The sequence below is a fragment of the Sinomicrobium weinanense genome (assembly GCF_018863395.1).
GTDB classification, from domain to species: Bacteria; Bacteroidota; Bacteroidia; order Flavobacteriales; family Flavobacteriaceae; genus Sinomicrobium; species Sinomicrobium weinanense.
On record NZ_JAHKRR010000014.1, the window covers coordinates 89,274 to 106,388 of the forward strand.

At 45.2% G+C, this 17,115-nt stretch carries 12 protein-coding genes; 6 read left to right on the forward strand and 6 right to left on the reverse strand.

The features are described 5' to 3' along the window. Positions 1-205: 205 nt before the first annotated feature. From KN811_RS21205 to KN811_RS21215, 3 genes are all read right to left on the reverse strand, one after another. Positions 206-1,678 carry a RagB/SusD family nutrient uptake outer membrane protein gene (locus tag KN811_RS21205; RefSeq protein ID WP_187965608.1) on the reverse strand — a complete coding sequence of 491 codons (1,473 nt, stop codon included), beginning with the start codon at positions 1,676-1,678 and terminating at the stop codon, positions 206-208. A 13-nt stretch (positions 1,679-1,691) separates the two neighbouring features. After that, positions 1,692-4,778 (reverse strand): SusC/RagA family TonB-linked outer membrane protein, encoded by a 3,087-nt coding sequence (locus tag KN811_RS21210; protein ID WP_187965607.1) that lies wholly within the window; start codon positions 4,776-4,778, stop codon positions 1,692-1,694. Between the two features lie 131 nt (positions 4,779-4,909). Next, complete coding sequence (locus tag KN811_RS21215) at positions 4,910-7,201, reverse strand: glycoside hydrolase family 2 protein (RefSeq protein ID WP_187965606.1); 2,292 nt, start codon at positions 7,199-7,201, stop codon at positions 4,910-4,912. Between the two features lie 375 nt (positions 7,202-7,576). On the opposite strand from KN811_RS21215, the gene KN811_RS21220 reads away from it, so the two are divergent. Together KN811_RS21220 and KN811_RS21225 are read left to right on the forward strand one after the other, a co-directional pair. Next, the gene (locus KN811_RS21220; RefSeq protein ID WP_187965605.1) at positions 7,577-11,590 is read left to right on the forward strand and encodes a hybrid sensor histidine kinase/response regulator transcription factor; all 4,014 of its coding nucleotides are present in this window, start codon (positions 7,577-7,579) and stop codon (positions 11,588-11,590) included. Positions 11,591-11,822: 232 nt separating this feature from the next. Continuing rightward, entirely contained in the window at positions 11,823-12,026 is a 204-nt protein-coding gene (locus KN811_RS21225; RefSeq protein ID WP_187965604.1) for a GNAT family N-acetyltransferase, read from the forward strand. Positions 12,027-12,151: 125 nt separating this feature from the next. Here the strand turns inward: KN811_RS21225 and KN811_RS21230 are convergent, their stop codons facing one another. After that, on the reverse strand, positions 12,152-12,994 hold the full coding sequence (locus KN811_RS21230; protein ID WP_187965603.1) for a helix-turn-helix domain-containing protein: 843 nt from the start codon (positions 12,992-12,994) through the stop codon (positions 12,152-12,154). 126 nt (positions 12,995-13,120) lie between these two features. On the opposite strand from KN811_RS21230, the gene KN811_RS21235 reads away from it, so the two are divergent. From KN811_RS21235 to KN811_RS22155, 4 genes are all read left to right on the forward strand, one after another. After that, on the forward strand, positions 13,121-13,543 hold the full coding sequence (locus tag KN811_RS21235; RefSeq protein WP_187965602.1) for a carboxymuconolactone decarboxylase family protein: 423 nt from the start codon (positions 13,121-13,123) through the stop codon (positions 13,541-13,543). 20 nt (positions 13,544-13,563) lie between these two features. After that, a complete protein-coding gene (locus KN811_RS21240) occupies positions 13,564-14,508 on the forward strand; it encodes an NADP-dependent oxidoreductase (protein WP_187965601.1) in 945 nt (314 codons plus the stop codon). A gap of 339 nt (positions 14,509-14,847) precedes the next feature. After that, the gene (locus tag KN811_RS21245; RefSeq protein WP_187965600.1) at positions 14,848-15,873 is read left to right on the forward strand and encodes a hypothetical protein; all 1,026 of its coding nucleotides are present in this window, start codon (positions 14,848-14,850) and stop codon (positions 15,871-15,873) included. Between the two features lie 166 nt (positions 15,874-16,039). Continuing rightward, positions 16,040-16,132: a zinc-binding dehydrogenase gene (locus KN811_RS22155; RefSeq protein ID WP_425596711.1), complete on the forward strand. Its 93-nt coding sequence runs from the start codon at positions 16,040-16,042 to the stop codon at positions 16,130-16,132. Between the two features lie 80 nt (positions 16,133-16,212). Here the strand turns inward: KN811_RS22155 and KN811_RS21255 are convergent, their stop codons facing one another. Together KN811_RS21255 and KN811_RS21260 are read right to left on the reverse strand one after the other, a co-directional pair. Beyond that, on the reverse strand, positions 16,213-16,665 hold the full coding sequence (locus KN811_RS21255) for a pyridoxamine 5'-phosphate oxidase family protein (RefSeq protein ID WP_187965599.1): 453 nt from the start codon (positions 16,663-16,665) through the stop codon (positions 16,213-16,215). Between the two features lie 23 nt (positions 16,666-16,688). Next, a partial coding sequence (locus tag KN811_RS21260) for a sugar isomerase domain-containing protein (protein WP_216335022.1) occupies positions 16,689-17,115 on the reverse strand: 427 nt, incomplete at its 5' end.

The window sequence follows — 17,115 nt, forward strand, 5'->3', positions numbered from 1 at the left end:
TTCCTGTGAATGCCCGGTGAAGGGGAGGAGTAACAGGTATAAAACTATTATGTAGCGAATGGAGTTTATTGCATTGTAAATTTTTAATGTGTTCATTTTAAGTTTTTTAAAAAGCTCCTCCCTTGAGATCAAGGAAGGTGATCCTGATCCCGATAGCATCAGGATGAAGAGGGGAGCCTTTTCTTATCCATTATTCACGTTATTTTTAATAACCATTGCGTTGTTCTAAAGCCGGGTTGGCGTTCAGTTCGGCTTGCGGATATGGAAAATAGCGCTGGAATTCCCGGGCATTTACCCCTCTTTGCTGCGCGTACTCCATTAATTTGCCGTGGCGTACCAGGTCTTCCCGGCGCTTGCCTTCGGAGAAAAATTCCCAGCCCCGTTCCTGTAAAATGAGATCGTTAAAACTGTCTTTGTTCCCTGCATCTGCCAGGGTATACGGATCGTCGATAGAACGGGCCCTGACTGTGTTCACCAGGTCTACAGCTTCCGGCGTGGGGCCGTTCAGCTGGTTCAGGGCTTCTGCCCGGGCCAGAAGAATATCCGCATATCTTATGTAGGGATGGTCCGAACCGGAAAAATTCCCCACCTGGTCGTTGTCAAAATATTTTAAGCTCCTGGTATTATCTGCCGTATTTCTGAGGTTCACTATATCTCCGCTGAGGTTGGTGTAACTTTCAATGATGGTTTGTTTCCTGTCGTCATCAGCCTCAAAGGAGTCGTAGAAACTGTCCCTCATGCTGAATTGGGTGGCCCAGTTGGCCATGGCAGAGGTCCAGGTAAATTCGGGAATGGCTTCGGCCTCCATAAAACCGGGAGGAAAGGCACCATTCTGGTATTGGTTACCGAACCCTTGCTCATTGGTCAGGGACCACGTAACTATGATCTCCCTGTTCCCTTCGTTCTCTACAAAAAAGGCAGCCCTGTAATCCGGGTACAACTCGTAGTAATTTAGGTCCATGATCATTTTTGTGATCTCGGCCACTTTGGCCCATTGTTTGGTTTGAAGTAAAAACTTGGCCAGTACGGCAAGGGAGTGCCCTTTGGTGGCACGGCCTCTCTGAAGCTGTTCGGAAGGAGGTAAAAGGTTGGTGGTAGCTTCCCTTAATTCGGTTTCCACGAAGGTCAGGAACTCTTCTTCTGAAGGCAGGGGCAATTCCTGCGGCTGGGTTTCGAGATCTGTGGTCGTTCTGAGCGGAACCACACCGAAATACCGGTATAAAAAGGCGTATTGGGCGGCTCTCAGGTAACGGGCTTCTGCAGTGATAAGCGCTTTGGACTCTTCACTGACCGGTGAGTTTTCAATATTTTCCAGCACGGTGTTTGCATCTCTTATGGCGCGGTACCGGGGTGCCCAGAACACCAGTTCGAACTTGGGGTCAGAAGCATCCCAGTTAAAGTCTAAAAAAGGTTTCATTTCCCGTTCTACAGCCCCTATGCGGACAAAGCCGATATCGGTAGTGACTTCATTGATCAGGATTTCATCTTTTATGGTCTCTCCGGCATTATCGAACTGGTAGGCCGAAAACAACAGTGCTTCGAGGCCTTCCTGTGATTGCACTACATTGTCCGGAGAAAATTCATCCACCGGGGGCATGTCCAGCTCAGATTCACAGGAAGTGAACAGGATGCAAAGGACCAGCCCCGTCAAAATATTTTTTATGCTTGTGATTTTCATGTCGGTATTTTGTTTAAAATTCGATGTTAAGTCCTATCAGGTATGTCCTGGGTACCGGGTAGGCATTAAAGTCCAGGGCTGTGGTATTCCTTCCGCTGGCATTTGCGGCCGGGTCCACACCGCTGTAATCGGTAACCGTCAGCAGGTTCTGGCCTGTTACGTAGATCGATAAGTTATTGATAAACCCGAGGGTCTCTGTGGAGAATTGATATCCTAACCTGACGGATTGCAATCTCCAGTAAGAAGCATTCTCTATGGTCCTGCTATTTATGAGGGCATTTGCTCCTCCCTGTGAAGTAGGGTTCACGAAAGACGGATATGTATTCGTAGGGTTGTCCGGCGTCCATCGGTTCAGCAGGGGTTCAGCGATACGGTTTCTTCGGAAATTATTCGGAGAATAAGTGTTGATGAGATTACCGTTTAACCTTTCCACACCTTCAACGCCCTGCATTACGATATCCAGTGTAAAATCATATAGCCTGAGATTACTCGTTAGCCCCCATGTGAAGTCGGGAATGGAATTTCCGAGGATCACCCTGTCGTCGGCATTGATAACACCGTCGCCATTGACGTCCCGGTATTTGATATCCCCGGGTTGCACCTGGGATTCGGTGACGCTGAAATCATCGCCTTCCTGCCAGATACCGTCAACGATAAAACCGTAATAGCTGTCTAATGTCTGTCCCGGGGTCACAATACTGAAATCTGGGATCTGTGACTGCCCTCCGCGAATAATATCGCCGCGGTCCCCGATGTCGAGCACCTTGTTGTCCAGCGTGGCGAGGTTCCCGGATAATTCCCAGCTGAAATTGTCTTTTCTGAAAATATCCAGTTTCAGGGCAAATTCAAGGCCCTGGTTACGCACGCCGCCCAGGTTTTGTGTTTGGCCCGAAAATCCCGTATTCAGTGCCTGGGGTACGACCAGAAGCAGGTCGGTGGTCTTTTTGTTAAAGTAATCTATGGAACCGGAGATCCTGTGATCGAGGAAACCGAAATCCAGTCCGAAGTCATACTGTACCGCCTTTTCCCAGGTCAGGTCGGGGTTTGCGATACGTGTGGGGTAGATGGTATTGTAAAAGTCATCGCCGAAAAGCAGATCGCCCCCGGCCGAAAAGGTCTGGAATGTCAGGGAGTTGCCTATGTTGGCATTCCCGGTACTTCCTACACTGGCCCTTAATTTCAGCTGGCTGATCCATTCCGTATCATTTATAAAACCTTCGTTGTGGACCTTCCAGGCCACCGCTCCCGAAGGGAAATAACCGAATTTATTATTGTCACCGAACCTCGACGACCCGTCGGCCCTGATCGACGCGGTAAACAGGTATTTGTCGTTCAGCGAATAATTCACCCGGGCCAGGTAAGAGATAAACCGCGCCTGGTTTCTTCCGCTTCCGAGGTTGTTGAGTTCCGGGTCTCCCGAGCCGATGGCATCGGTCCCCAGGTCGGGCAGGGCAAATCCCCGGGCATTGCCTGAAAATGATTTCGTCTGAAAATATTCATAGGTAGCTCCCAGCATGGCTGCGAGGTTATCATCGCCGAAATCCTTGTTGTAATTCAGTGTACCCTCGATGGAAACATAGTCTTTTCTGCCCGTCTGGATGCTTGCAATTCCTCCCGTTCCCGCTCCGTTCAATGTGTAGGGCTGGATAAAAATATCCCTCCGTACATGTTGCGTATCGCCTCCTAACTGCACTTTGGCCGAGAGGGAGGGGATCAGGAAATATTCGAAAAAGGTATTTCCGTAAAACCTGAAGGTCTCACCTGTTGCATTTTCACCGTGGAGTATGGACAGGGGATTGTCTATAGTGATAAAATCAGAAAGGCGGTAAGAACCGTCCCCGTTATAAGGTTGTATGGTAGGGTCGTAATTTATGGCGGCATAAAGGGCGCCTCCGTTCTCATTGATCCCGGTCCCGGTAGATGCAAAATCATCCCCTATGAAAGAAGCATTCATATTGATCCCGTATTTGTATTTCTCAGAGGAGTTGGAATTCAGGTTCAGGCGGATATTATAGCGTTCGATCCCGGACCCCTTGACCAGGCCTTCCTGACTGAAATAATTGAGCGATGCGTAATAGTTCAGGTTTGGGGTGGCCCCGGAAAAGGACAGGTTGTGATTTTGAGTGGGGGCGGCCTGCAGTACCTGATCCATCCAGTCGGTTCCCCCGGCTTCGATCTCTTCGATCACTTGTCCCGGGTCTCCGCCTCCGTCATCGATGATCCCGTTGAGAACGGCCTGGTATTCCGCAGGACTTAACAGGTCGAGTGTCCGGGCAGCTTCCTGCATGCCGTAATAAAAATCGTAATTGACCCGGAGTTTTCCGGTTTTCCCCTTTTTTGTCGTGATCAAAACAACTCCGTTAGAGCCCCGGGACCCGTAGATCGCGGTACTTGAAGCATCTTTCAGGACTTCAATGGACTGGATATCTGCCGGGTTGAGGGTATTCAGGGGATTCCGGGGTGTGGAATTCGCTGTAAAACCCTGGCCTCCGGTTGCGGCAACAGCGCCGTTGTTTACAATAACCCCGTCGATCACGTACAAGGGGTCCGTACCCGCATTTATGGAACCGGCTCCACGGATGTTTACACTTAATCCACCGCCGGGTTCATTGCTTTTCTGACTGATCTGGACTCCTGCAACCCGTCCCTGGAGTGCCTGTTCTACCGATGCGTTGGCCCCGGGATTCAGATCTTCTGCTTTTACGGATGAAACAGCCCCGGTAAGGTCACTTTTTTTGACCGCGCCATAACCGATGACAACGACTTCGTCCAGCGCTTCCTGGCCCGGTTCGAGCACCATATTTATCGTGGAACGGCCATCAACAGGGATCTCCCGGGTTGTAAAACCCAGGTAGCTGAACTTCAGTGTTTCGTTACCGGATATGTTATCAATAGTATAATTTCCGTCAAAATCGGTTTGTACACCGTTATTAGTGCCTTTTACAAGAACATTTACACCGGGCAGGGGTTGTCCGTCTTCAGATGAAGTTACGGTTCCGGAAACGTTTTTATTCTGTCCGGTTACCGTAAAGCCCGTGATTAAGAAAACAATGACCGACAAACGGGAAAGGAGCACCTGCCTGTATTTATCTTTTGTCATAATATGTGTTTTAGATTGACTTATGGTTTATGGGTTTGTATCGCCCTGAACAGCGATAAAAGGCTCCGGCCAGGCATAGTTAAACTGATACCTGCCGGTTTGAGGATCGGGTTATGCAGTCCGGTTGACATTTAAAATTCTTTTTCATCCTTTATTTCTGCCGTATACAGGCCCAGGTCGAATGCGTGGTCTTTATTTTGGGGCCGAACCTGTATGGCAATGGTGTTTTTTCCTTTTTTCAGGTATTTCCGGGCGTTGGAAATAAGTTGATTCCTGTAATGTCTTTTTCGTCCTCCCTCGTGTTTTTCCGAGGTGACGAGTTGCCCGTTCAAATAGACCTTCATGCTGGCCTTGTCCAGATAATACCGCAATATGATCTCTTCGGGAATGCGGTCGAGGTCAAATGCTTTGAACAGGCTCAGGTCTTCCCGGGTTTTCCATGTGCTTCCACCCGGTAAAAAGTAGTTGTCATAAGAACTGAAAGGCGCTTTTTGTTTCTGCCATTCCCCGGTTTTTTCGGGATTACCGGTCCGGGCAGGATCAACATTGTAAGCTGCCATCCAGGTGTTCGGTTCGTTTTCGGAATCGGGGATGATGGTATGGAAATTGCCCGGTTTTTTGTACAGGGGTGCTATCAGGGGCCTGGTTTCTTCGGGACTTAATTTGGAAACCATCCGGTCATAGGTCATTAGTCCGTTTACCTCGCCTTCGACATCTGTGGTCTGGGTGTAGATGGCTGCAGAAAGCCCGAAACTCTTTAAGCCCGTAAGGTCGCGCATCATTGCGGTGAACCGTTCTTTATATTCTTCCTGATCCTGGAGTGTGAGATACCCCCAGTTTTTCTTGTTCCACCAGATATGATCGTCCACGGCCCAGCCTATGCCGCCGAATTCCCCGATAATGGCAGCCCTGTTCTCTTCGGGAAATTCCATTCCGGGGCCGGGGTACAGGTGCACATCGATAATATCGCCGACTCCGCGGTCTGTCCATCCGCTCGGAGAATCTGTCAAACGGCTGGGGTCGTAATTTTCGACCCATTCGGTCACTCTTTCGGTGTCGTATTGTCCCCAGCCTTCATTGAACGGCACCCAGACCACAATGGAGGGGAAAGTGTGAAGGTAGTCCATCATTTCCTTTAACTCCTTTTCAAACTGCTGTGCGGATTCCCGGGGCCTTTCAGCATCTTTTTCCTCCCAGGCCTGGATGCGGAGGTCCTGAAAATAGTTGCCGTTGGGCATATCCTGCCAGACCAGCATTCCTATCTTGTCGCATTCGTAGTAGAAAACCGCAGGCTCTACTTTTACGTGCTTACGGAGCATGTTAAAGCCCCATTTTTCTGTCATTTCAACATCGTACATCATGGCTTCTCTGGAAGGGGCGGTATACAACCCGTCCGGCCACCAGCCCTGATCCAGTAAACCGAACTGGAAAAGAGGCTTATTGTTTAACAGGATCCGGGTATAACCGTTTTCATCCTTTCCCATACCGATCTTTCTCATCCCGAAATAACTGTATACCTTATCGACGATCTTCCCGTTTTTAAGGAGCTGTATTTCCAGGTCGTACAAATGAGGGTTTTCCGGGCTCCAGAGCACCTGATCCGGGATATTTAATTGAAAACCGGCCTTTTCCTGCCCCTGTTTCAATTCGAGGTTCGAGGAGGCAATTTCTTTTCCGTTGCTGAATGCCGTAACTTTCAGGGTGCCGTCATGCGAAAGGTTGCTAAAAGCGATCTCTGATCTAAGCAGGGCATCATCTATAAAAGGAGTGTTTTTGACCGTTGTGATGTGATCTTCTGCCGTTTTTTCGAGCCATACAGTTTGCCAGATCCCGGTAACGGGTGTATACCATATTCCTTTGGGATCCGCCACCTGTTTCCCCCTGGGTTGTGTACCGGCATCCGTAGGGTCCCAGACTTTAACGGTCAGGGTCTGTCTGCCTCTTTTCAGATAGGGGGTGATATCCAGGCTGAACGGGGTGAATCCACCGCGGTGTTCGCCGACTTTCTCCCCGTTGAGGAAGACCGTCGCTTCCCAGTCGACAGCACCGAAATTCAAATGTATTTTTTCGTTTCTGGAATGTTCAGGAACCGTAAAGTTTGTCTGATACCAGAGATTGTTGTCCTTGCCTACCAGTTTTTTGACCCGGCTCAGTTCCGATTCAACAGCAAAGGGAACCAGTATATCTCCCTGGAACCGGGCCGGAAATTCTTCCGAAACAGGGAGGATGGCATATTTCCACAAGCCGTTGAGGTTTTTCCAGTTGTCCCTTTTCATCTGGGGACGTGGATATTCGTTCCAGACGTTTTCCGGGTTAACATCCTTGGCCCATGGAGTTTGAAGAGAGAATTTAAGTACATCTTCCGCTTTCTGTGCTATACATAGGAAAGGGAGGAGAATCAGCGCAAATACAATTTTTTTCATGTGTCTTTTAATTATTTCGGAGTTGGATAAACGTTGTGTTTTTTGACAAGGACATGCCATTGAGAATCCCCGGGAAAAGGAAGGATAATCCGGTGATAACTATTTTTATCGGCCTCCTGTTTACGGCGTGGATTTTTATAGAAGTATATGCTTTCATATGGAGAATCGTTAAAAATGTTTTAGTTTTATCTCGATAATTTTGTGTTTAATTCAGGATATTGTGTGATATTTTGATGATTTCATTTTGTAATGTTAAATGAATATTAAACCGTCGCTCTATATTTTTGTTTATACTCATAGCATTTTTGTTTATTTTTTTGAAATCCCTGTTCAAGTAGCGGTATTATGAAGACTTTCCCTCATTTTTTTAAACTGATGTTTGCTTTTTTAATGCATATTCTTCTTTTGTCGGTGTTCATATTTCCGGACAGGTCCGGCGGACAGGAGATAGAATTTGAAAAAATAACCGCAAAAGATGGTTTAACCCATAGTACGGTCTACGATATTACCCAGGACGATACCGGGATTATGTGGTTTGGGACCAGGGAGGGGCTCAATAGTTACAACGGAAGTAAGATCATAACCTATTATCACGATCCGGAAAATGACAACAGTATTAACAGCAATCAGATCAATGCCGTTGAAAACCTGGGGAGCGGGCTGTATATCGGTACCAATTCGGGACTGGATAAATTTGAACCCGGGACACATTTCTTTAAACATATACTGAAAGGGAACACAGGTGCTGTAAATACCATTTTCGAGTCCGGGGACAGTACTGTTTTTGCTGGAACTGGCAAAGGCCTTTTTACGATTGACCGGGAAGGGACCGTACATCATTATTTAAAAGGGCGTCTCGTTAAAGCTATTGCAGAATACAAAACAAATGTGTTCTGGGCGGCGCTCAACAAAAGGATCCTGCTGATCAATAACTTCGGAGAGATCATAAAGAAATACAGAATCCCCGACAGCCCGGATACATCAGACGGCAATATCTTTACGATTAACACCCTTTTTAAAGACAGGCAGGGGGCTGTTTGGGTGGGGACGTCACGCGGCCTGTTTTACTTTGATAAGGCCAGTGATTCTTTTCAGCACATGGCCATCGGGAATTCGAATAAAATAGAGGCCGAAGTCATCCGGAGTATAGACCAGGGTACCGGGAACAATCTCTGGCTGGGTACCGAGAGTGGCATATTTGTCTATGACAAAGCAACCGGGACTTTGGTTAATTACTACACACAGTCGTTCAGTGAACAACCCGAAACACTTTCGGATAAATCGGTTTACAGCATATTTATCAGTAAAGAACAAATTGTGTGGATCGGGACCTATTTCGGAGGCGTAAACTATACAAATCCCAAATCCGGGGGAGTCGTTAAATACTTTCCGGGCGATTATAAAAATTCCATTGGGGGGAAAGCCGTAAGCCAGATCGTTGAAATGGAAAACAACGAGGTCTGGATAGGTACCGAAGACGGGGGGATCAGTATTCTTGACAAGTCAAGTGAACGCTTTCGGTTCCTGAATACGGGAGACGGGTTGAGCAGCAATAATGTCCATTCCCTGGAAGAAGACAGCCGTGGCAATATCTGGATAGGGACCTTTCTGGGCGGACTGAGCAGGTATGAAAAAAAGACAGGGAAAATCTCGGTTTTTAAGTTTGATAAAAACGATAAAAACTCACTGTCCAATAATTGCGTATATGCTATCCGTGAGGATCACAGCGGAAGGCTTTGGGTGGGGACGCAATTCGGTCTGAATATTTACGACCGCGACTCGAAGAAATTCAGCCTTTACAAAGCCGAAGTTCTGGGCAATAAGTTTGTGTATGACATTCTGGAAGATTCTGAAAATAACCTCTGGTTCTGTACCCGTCGCTCGGGTGTATATATGCTCGATTCCAAAACGGGAAAACTTACCCGTCCCGAAATCGTTTCGGGAACCGGTTCCCGGAAAAATGGGCAAATCGTAAGCGCCTATGAAGATTCAAAAGGAAATATCTGGTTCGGAACCCTGAATCAGGGAATTATATTGCACAGGAAAAACGGGGAAAACCTCGAGTTTTTTGAACAGAATAAAAACCTGCCAAACAGCAATACATACGGAATACTGGAAGACGATTTCGGAAAAATATGGATCTCGACCAATAAAGGGTTAAGTGTTTATGACCCTAAAAATAACAGCCTCGGGCATTTGGGAATTGAAGACGGGCTCAGTACGAATCAGTTCAATTTCAAATCTGCTTTCAAGGACAGGAGAGGCATGCTTTATTTCGGATCGGTTTATGGGTTGAATGTCATAGACCCTGACGAATTCAATGAGTCTCCCGGGACACCGGACCTGGAATTTAACAGTTTTCAACTGTTCAACCGGGAAGTCCCCGTTACCGAAAAAGGGGTGCTGAAAAAGCATATCAATTATCAGGACAAGATAACGCTGAACCACAGGCAGGATGTTATTTCCATAGCATACGGGGCCATTAATTATCTCAACGAAGGAGCTGTGAAGTATGCCTATAAACTGGACGGTTTTGACGACGGCTGGAATGAGGTAGGCACCAAAACCACGGCCACCTACACCAACCTTTCGCCCGGCGACTATACATTCAGGGTAAGGACCCTGCCGCTTTCCCTGAACAACGAACGGAAAATAGCACTGACCGTCCTTCCGCCATTCTGGAAAACCGATATTGCCTATTTTATTTACGTATTGATCATCCTGTTGATGGTATATGCCTATTGGCGGTTTGTAAGGTTCATCCACAACCAGAAACTGGCTTTACAAATGGAAAGGTTCGAAAAAGAAAAGAACAATGAACTGAACCGGCACAAACTCAATTTCTTTACATTCATTTCGCACGAATTCAAGACCCCGTTAACGCTGATCATGGCTTCTGTCGAAAAATTTTTCAGGGAAAAAGTGAACAGGAGTGCCCCTCCGGAAGAATTGCTGTCGATCAAAAAAAACACGGATAAACTCAATCAACTCATACATCAATTGCTTGAATTTCGTAAAATTGAGACCGAACATGCAAAGCTCGAGCTTAAAAAGGGAGATATAGTGTTGTTCCTCAAAGATACTTTTGAAGCGTTTAACCCGCTGTTTGAGGCTAAAGGGATCGAACGTGATTTTTGTTCCGATATTCCGGAATATACCTGTTATTTTGATCCCTCCAAGGTAGAAATGATCACCACAAACCTCGTATCAAATGCTTTGAAGAACACACCTGAAGGCGGAACAATACGTCTGGGGATGCGGATAAGCAGCTTTCTCGACGAGAAAAAGAGGAGCAGGATCTTTCTCGAACTTACCGATACCGGTAAAGGAATGTCTGCCGGGGTGATAGCAAAGGTTACCGAGCCTTTTTACAAGCAGGAAGGACAGGGCGGGAATTCCAATTCGGGGCTCGGTCTGGCCCTGGTAAAAAGCCTTGCCGATTTCCTGGAGGGAAAACTGGATATCAGGTCAGAACAGGGGAGGGGAACTACGATACATGTAGACTTTCCGCTGATACTCAAAATAAAAAGTGAAAAGGAACTGCAAAAAATTAACGGTAATAAATCATTGAATGTGATGAACGATCTTATCATCGGCAGTATTGAGGCGGAGGAATTTACCGGGCTGCAAAAAAAGAACAACCTTAAAATACTGATCGCCGAAGACAATGTTGAGCTCATGAAATTTCTTCAGAGGCATTTTGCCGGCAGATTCCAGGTCATAACAGCCAGAGATGGCGAACAGGCCCTTGAAAAAATGGAACATACCCATCCCGATATCATTATTTCCGATGTTAAGATGCCCGGAGTTTCGGGAATACAATTTTGCAGAAAAGTAAAATCCGATCCCGATACCCGCCATATTCCGTTTCTATTGTTAACGGCCAGGAATAACGATAACTTCAGGATCGATGCGCTTGCTTCCGGAGCAAATGTCTACCTGACCAAGCCCTTTAATCTTAAAGAACTCGATCTGCTGGTGACCAACCTGCTGGAGACCAATAAAAACCTTGAAAAACGTTTTTCCGGAATAAATACGCCCGACCCGGAACATATTCCGGCAAATAATCATGAGCGCGAGTTCCTGAGAAAAATATCCTCCCTGGTAGAGCAACATCATCCCAATCCCGGATTTGGTGTTGAAAGCCTGGCGAATGAAGCAGGTATTAGTCGTTCCCTGCTTCATATAAAAATGAAGAAGATCACCGGGCTGAGTGCGTTAGACTATATCAAACGCATCCGCATGAAAAAAGCGACCCGGCTTATCCGGGAGGGAAAGAATATTTCAGAAGTAGCCTATAAGGTAGGGTACAGTGATCCGAATTATTTTAGTCGCGCATTCAAAAAGGAATTTAATATAACCCCTACTCAGTTTGCCGGGCAAAAATAGTTTCTAAGGTGTTAAGGCCAGAAAATTGATAAAACTCAACATTTTTGCTTTTAATTTGGACAAAAGTCCCCCTGATGCTGCATTCCTATTCCCTTATTTTACTGTTGAGGAGAGATTATTTATCCGAGCTTACACCATCGGGAGTTAACCCTTGACAACACCACTTATCAGTTGGCTCCGGATCTCAGTTGTCAACAGTATGGTCTTACTTAAAAATTAACCAAAAACACCAATGATGAAAACATCCCTTAAAGAAAGGGTTGGGGGGAAAGGTGTAGGGAAGCAATTTATGGAACAGATAAAAGAATATGCAACATCCGAAAATTGCACTATTATTCAATGGCAAACACCTAATTTCAATATAGAAGCAATCCACTTTTATCACAAATTAGGAGCAATACCCAAAAACAAAGAGCGATTTTTCTGGCATATATAAAATTGACCAGGAGAGAAAGTATATAACAATCTTTTGGAACCAAAGCCTCCGATCTGAAATTTCGGAGGCTTTTCTTATTTCTGTCTGTATACAACATCGGTATTAGGGCGGCATAAACCTCGCTACTATGCCTGTATTTCCTTTCGGGTTTCCCGCATGCCTTTTCCCGTGTATTTCTTCATCATACGATTGAGATGGCTACTATCCGTAAAACCGAGATCAAAGGCTATATTCCGGAAAGGGGTATCCGTAAATTTAGCTCTTGAAGCTGCAATCCGAAGTCTGGACCTTAAAACAAAATCCTGGAACGTCTCTCCTGCATTGCGTTTGAAATACTGGCTGAAGTATTTTTCGGAAATATGGAACTTATCAGAAAGATGGCTGACCGTTAATTTTTCAGGCTCCATGATCTGGGAATTGATATAGGTCACAAGATCCGCAAACCGCCGGTCCTTTAGATCCATGTGGTCAAAAACCTTGCGTTGTATATTCCGGCTGATAAGTGCCAGAGCAGAAGCGAGGGTGTTCCGTATAATGAAAGGGCTGCAGTCCTCCTTCTTCTCATATTCGTAGCGAATGACATCTAGCAAACGCTTTAGCTGAAACCTGTCATCGGGATCATTGATCAGTTCCCCGGAGTGATGGTCATGGTTAGCCAATATAAAATTCAATTTGTTGAACCAATTGCTGTAATCTACACTGTCCCTGATCCGGGAGGTAAAATAATGATTGGTAAAGCGGACGAACAGAAAAGTGGTTTCTTCTTCGAGAATATAAGAATGGCAACGTGCAGCAGGTAACAGAAAAATACCGTTCCGGTTATAAGGATGCCTGATATGATTTACCGAATGAAAGCCCGTCCCTTCCAGGACATATACCAATTCAAAAAAATTGTTTTTCCGGTTTCGTTCTTTCCATTGCTTGCATTGCAGCACCTCAATGGAAAAATCGTCATGTATATGCTCCATTCCACAAAAGTAGCTATTTCACATACGAAACGAATCATTATCTTATATGGATACTGTTTTTTCCCAGATCAATACACCTCTTTTTATGGCCGGGGAATGAACTTTGCAAACAGAAACAGATATCATATGGACTATAAGGAAATTTCAAAAAGAACCATCGGGCATCTTTACCAGGCACACAACAGTATCCGGAATTCCGGCATTGCCCCTCAGTACATCGTGTTGGCTGAATTGAGAGTATCGCAGTTAAACGGCTGTGCATACTGTTGCAGGTTTCACACCGGGGAGCTCCGCGAAATAGGAATGACACCGGAGTTTATTGATTCTATTCCGGGTTTCCGGCATTCATCAGCTTTTAGCAATAAGCAAAGGCTCGTACTGGAATTCGCAGAAGCCGTATCCGGATTAGAAGGTAATATTCCCGCAATCCGGGAGGCGCTTAGTGCCTGTTTTACCGAGAAGGAAATTACGGAACTAACGGCCAGTATAGCTCTTATGGGAGCATTGAACCGCTTGCGTATCGTTCTGGGAGCCCCGGATGAGTTTTAACAATAAAATCAACGATCGAAATGAAGGCCATAGTATTGAAAGGATTCGGGGGAGTCGAAAATTTAATCGTCGGGCAGATTGATGTACCTGCCATTACCGATGATGAAGTATTGATAAAAGTAAAAGCATTCAGTATTAACCCGGTCGATTACAAGGTTCGGGAAGGAGTGGGGTGGGCACATGACTTACTGAAATACAACCCCATTATTTTAGGATGGGATGTTTCGGGTATTGTTGAAGCCGTTGGAAAAAATGTGGCAAAGTTTAAAGCAGGTGACGAAGTATTCGGGATGATCAATTTTGTAGGGCATGGTAAGGCCTATGCAGAATACGTTGCGGCAAAAGCAGGCCAGCTGGCATTGAAACCCAAAAACATCTCCCATGCGGAAGCTGCCGCCAGTACGCTTGCTGCACTTACCGCCTGGCAGGCATTTCATCATTTTGGCAGGCTGAAGAAGGATGATAAGGTGCTCATCCATGCCGCATCGGGCGGCGTCGGACATTTTGCCGTACAAATCGCAAAATATATGGGAGCCTATGTCATAGGAACTTCATCGGCAGGAAATAAGGATTTTGTGCTCGGGCTTGGGGCTGACCGGCATATTGATTATAGAAGCGAAAACTTTGACGAAGTATTGAGTGACATCGATTTTTGCCTGGAAACGATAGGGCATGTAAATTTCAGGCGATCTGTACAGGTATTAAAACGTGGTGGAACGATCGTCAACCTCCCATCGGGCCTGACAACAGAAGATGAGCGGCTGGCTAACATAAAAGACCTGAAATCCTGCTTTTTTATGGCCGTGTATTCCAGTGGCCGGGATATGGGTATCATTAGCGACTTGCTTGGCAAGGGGCTTATCAAACCATTTATTTCCAGGACGTTCGTATTCGATGAGATCAGGGAAGCACATCGGCAAATCGAAAGCGGGCGGACCGTTGGGAAAGTCGTGGTTTGCCTTTGATATGTATGATATTACACCCGATGTCTTCGTGATTTAATTTCATTAAATGGGTCTAATTCCCCGATGCTCTGCATCGAAATGAGCCGAGGTTTGCTCGTTTGAATACCTCGTGGGCTTGCTCCGAGGTAGTTGATTATTAATGTTTCCATGTAATGACTTCGAATGTTCTCGCCTGTTTGCAAACACGATTTTTGTTTCATAATCATTTGCTTCTAAAAGGGACATCCATAAAATCATAAATTATAATAATTTTGCCCCGGCACATCCTGAGCAATTTTTGGAATCGATTCTCAAAAATAGTAAACTCATTGTGTTCTTTTTTAGAAAGCTCTTAATATAATGCCTGGAAGAAAGAAAAATAACGATACCGGTCCCTTACCTTTCGAAACCTTATTGAATAATTTTCGTAAGAAAAAGGATTATAGCGAACTCCCCGGCATAGATATTCCTATGTGGCCGGATGATGTCGTCTTTCAGGATGATCTTGGCGATGAGCGTTATTACAATGATATATTCATAGAGCAAAGACGAGACCAGCCTTCCGGGTTTCGCTTCTTTATAAAAATATTGTTTTTCATGCATAACTTATGCTTTTCCATAATTCTCTATGGTTTTATCTCCGGAAAAATTCACGGATTTGGAGACTTTTGGTTCTTTCTATTGGTCCCTGCTATGGCATGGATATTTCTTGGTTTTGAAGTTCTTGGAGCTAGGCTAGGAGCCGTACGTTTTAATCGAAAAACACAGATGGTCTATGTCGGAGATATTGGAGGGGTCGTTTCCTTACCCTGGAAGTTGGTTAAGCCCTTTTTTAATTTTGGTGTTCATGGTGGAGATTTGAGGTTCTTCTTTCCTCAACCAGAAACATTATTTAAAAATGATGGAACAGAAGTAAAGTATGAGTATTATAATGCCAAAGAGCCTTTTATGCTCAACGGCAATATAGATTGGCGTGATACCGGCATCGATGGAAGCCTCTTACGCCTGGAGTTCTATCGACGTTATATGGAACAAGGGCTAGATGCGGTACAACCAGATCCAGAGAAGGTCGATCCGAACACCGTTCGTCCACCCAGTCAGGCACAGCAAAGCCATCCTGACCAAGGGGTAATGCTCTACTATGTATTGGATCCGCTGGCCAGGCTGGGTGGTTTACTAGCGGGAGGTCCGTTGATCGATTGGTTTCTTCGCAGGCAGGCAGCAAAATTCAAATGGCCGGATGAAATAGAACGGCTATGTTCACCGGACGCTGATCTTTCCGGGATTGACACTACTCCGGTCAAACCGGGTAAAAATCTATTTTACCGGTGTTTTGGACTTGGAGGTATTGTACTGGTCAATGCCAAAGCTCAGAGAGTTGGTTGATTTATCCTATTTTATCTTCATATATTTCTGGATGATCATAATATAGAAATACCATAATATTTCCATAACATCTAACCTAAACAGGTAAAAGATCGGGGCAAGCCAAACCCAAAACTCCACCGGCAGAAGCGAAAAAGAATGGCAGCTTACTCTGGTCAAACCATTTATTTCCAGTACGTACGCCTTTGATAAGATCAGGGAAGCTCATTTGCATATCGAAAGCGGACGGACCGTAGGGAAAATAGTTGTTTGCCTCTAACGATATATATTCTTTTCCGTCTTACGGACGGGGAAAACAAAACAACCGATAACATAGAAGAAACCGGGAAATCCCGGTCTCTATAATCTATAAGCCTTCTTTGCACTTTCAACCTGTTCCGTTTCTGTGGTTTCCGGAAACAGGATATATTTCGGCGCAATTATGGGCTTAATCCGGTTGACAGTAATTTTTGTAATTGTTGCAAACGGAAAATTTCCATGGGTCATTTTGGTCAGTATTTTTTCCATTTCTACAAATTCCGAATCCGTTCTTTCAACTATTTCGGCATTCCCTTTAATTTGAAATCCTTTTTGCACCAAAACGTCTATAAAACTCACACAAACATTTTGGTTTTGTCTAATGTTTTTCACAGTTTGGGGGGAAGCTATATTCGCAACTATTATTTTGTCCGTTTTATAATAAGTGAATATTTCTTTCGGGGAAACATTTGGTATGCCTTTAGTTGAGACCGTTGCCAACCAACATAAAACACTTCGGTCAATATATTCTTTGATATCCGCTGTAAATTCCATTTTTTGCTTACGTTAATTTATTATTACAAATGCTTAACCCTGGATTCAAACCTTTTATAAAGGATGTGATTATCGGTTTCATCCACATTCTGACTTTGAAAAACCGGCACATCCATTCCTTTTGTACTGTTGATTTTTATAGCTTCCGTGGTTATAATGTTTACGATAAGGATGCCGAGAACAGAAGATGCAGGACCGATCAGTTTATTGTCGACCTCCATAATCCCATCGCCCGAAGGGACACAATTATCAATGACCAGGTCTGCGATCTGGTATAGTTTTTTCCCGCTGTGATGCCTCGATTCATATTTTTTGGACTGCTCCAATGAGGTGATGGCTATGACTTTCAGTCCTTCCTGCTTTGCTTTCATGGCCATTTCTATGGGCAGGGCATTCCGGCCGGAATTAGAGATCACAATGATTAGGTCGGACGTGTCGAAGGTGTATTTA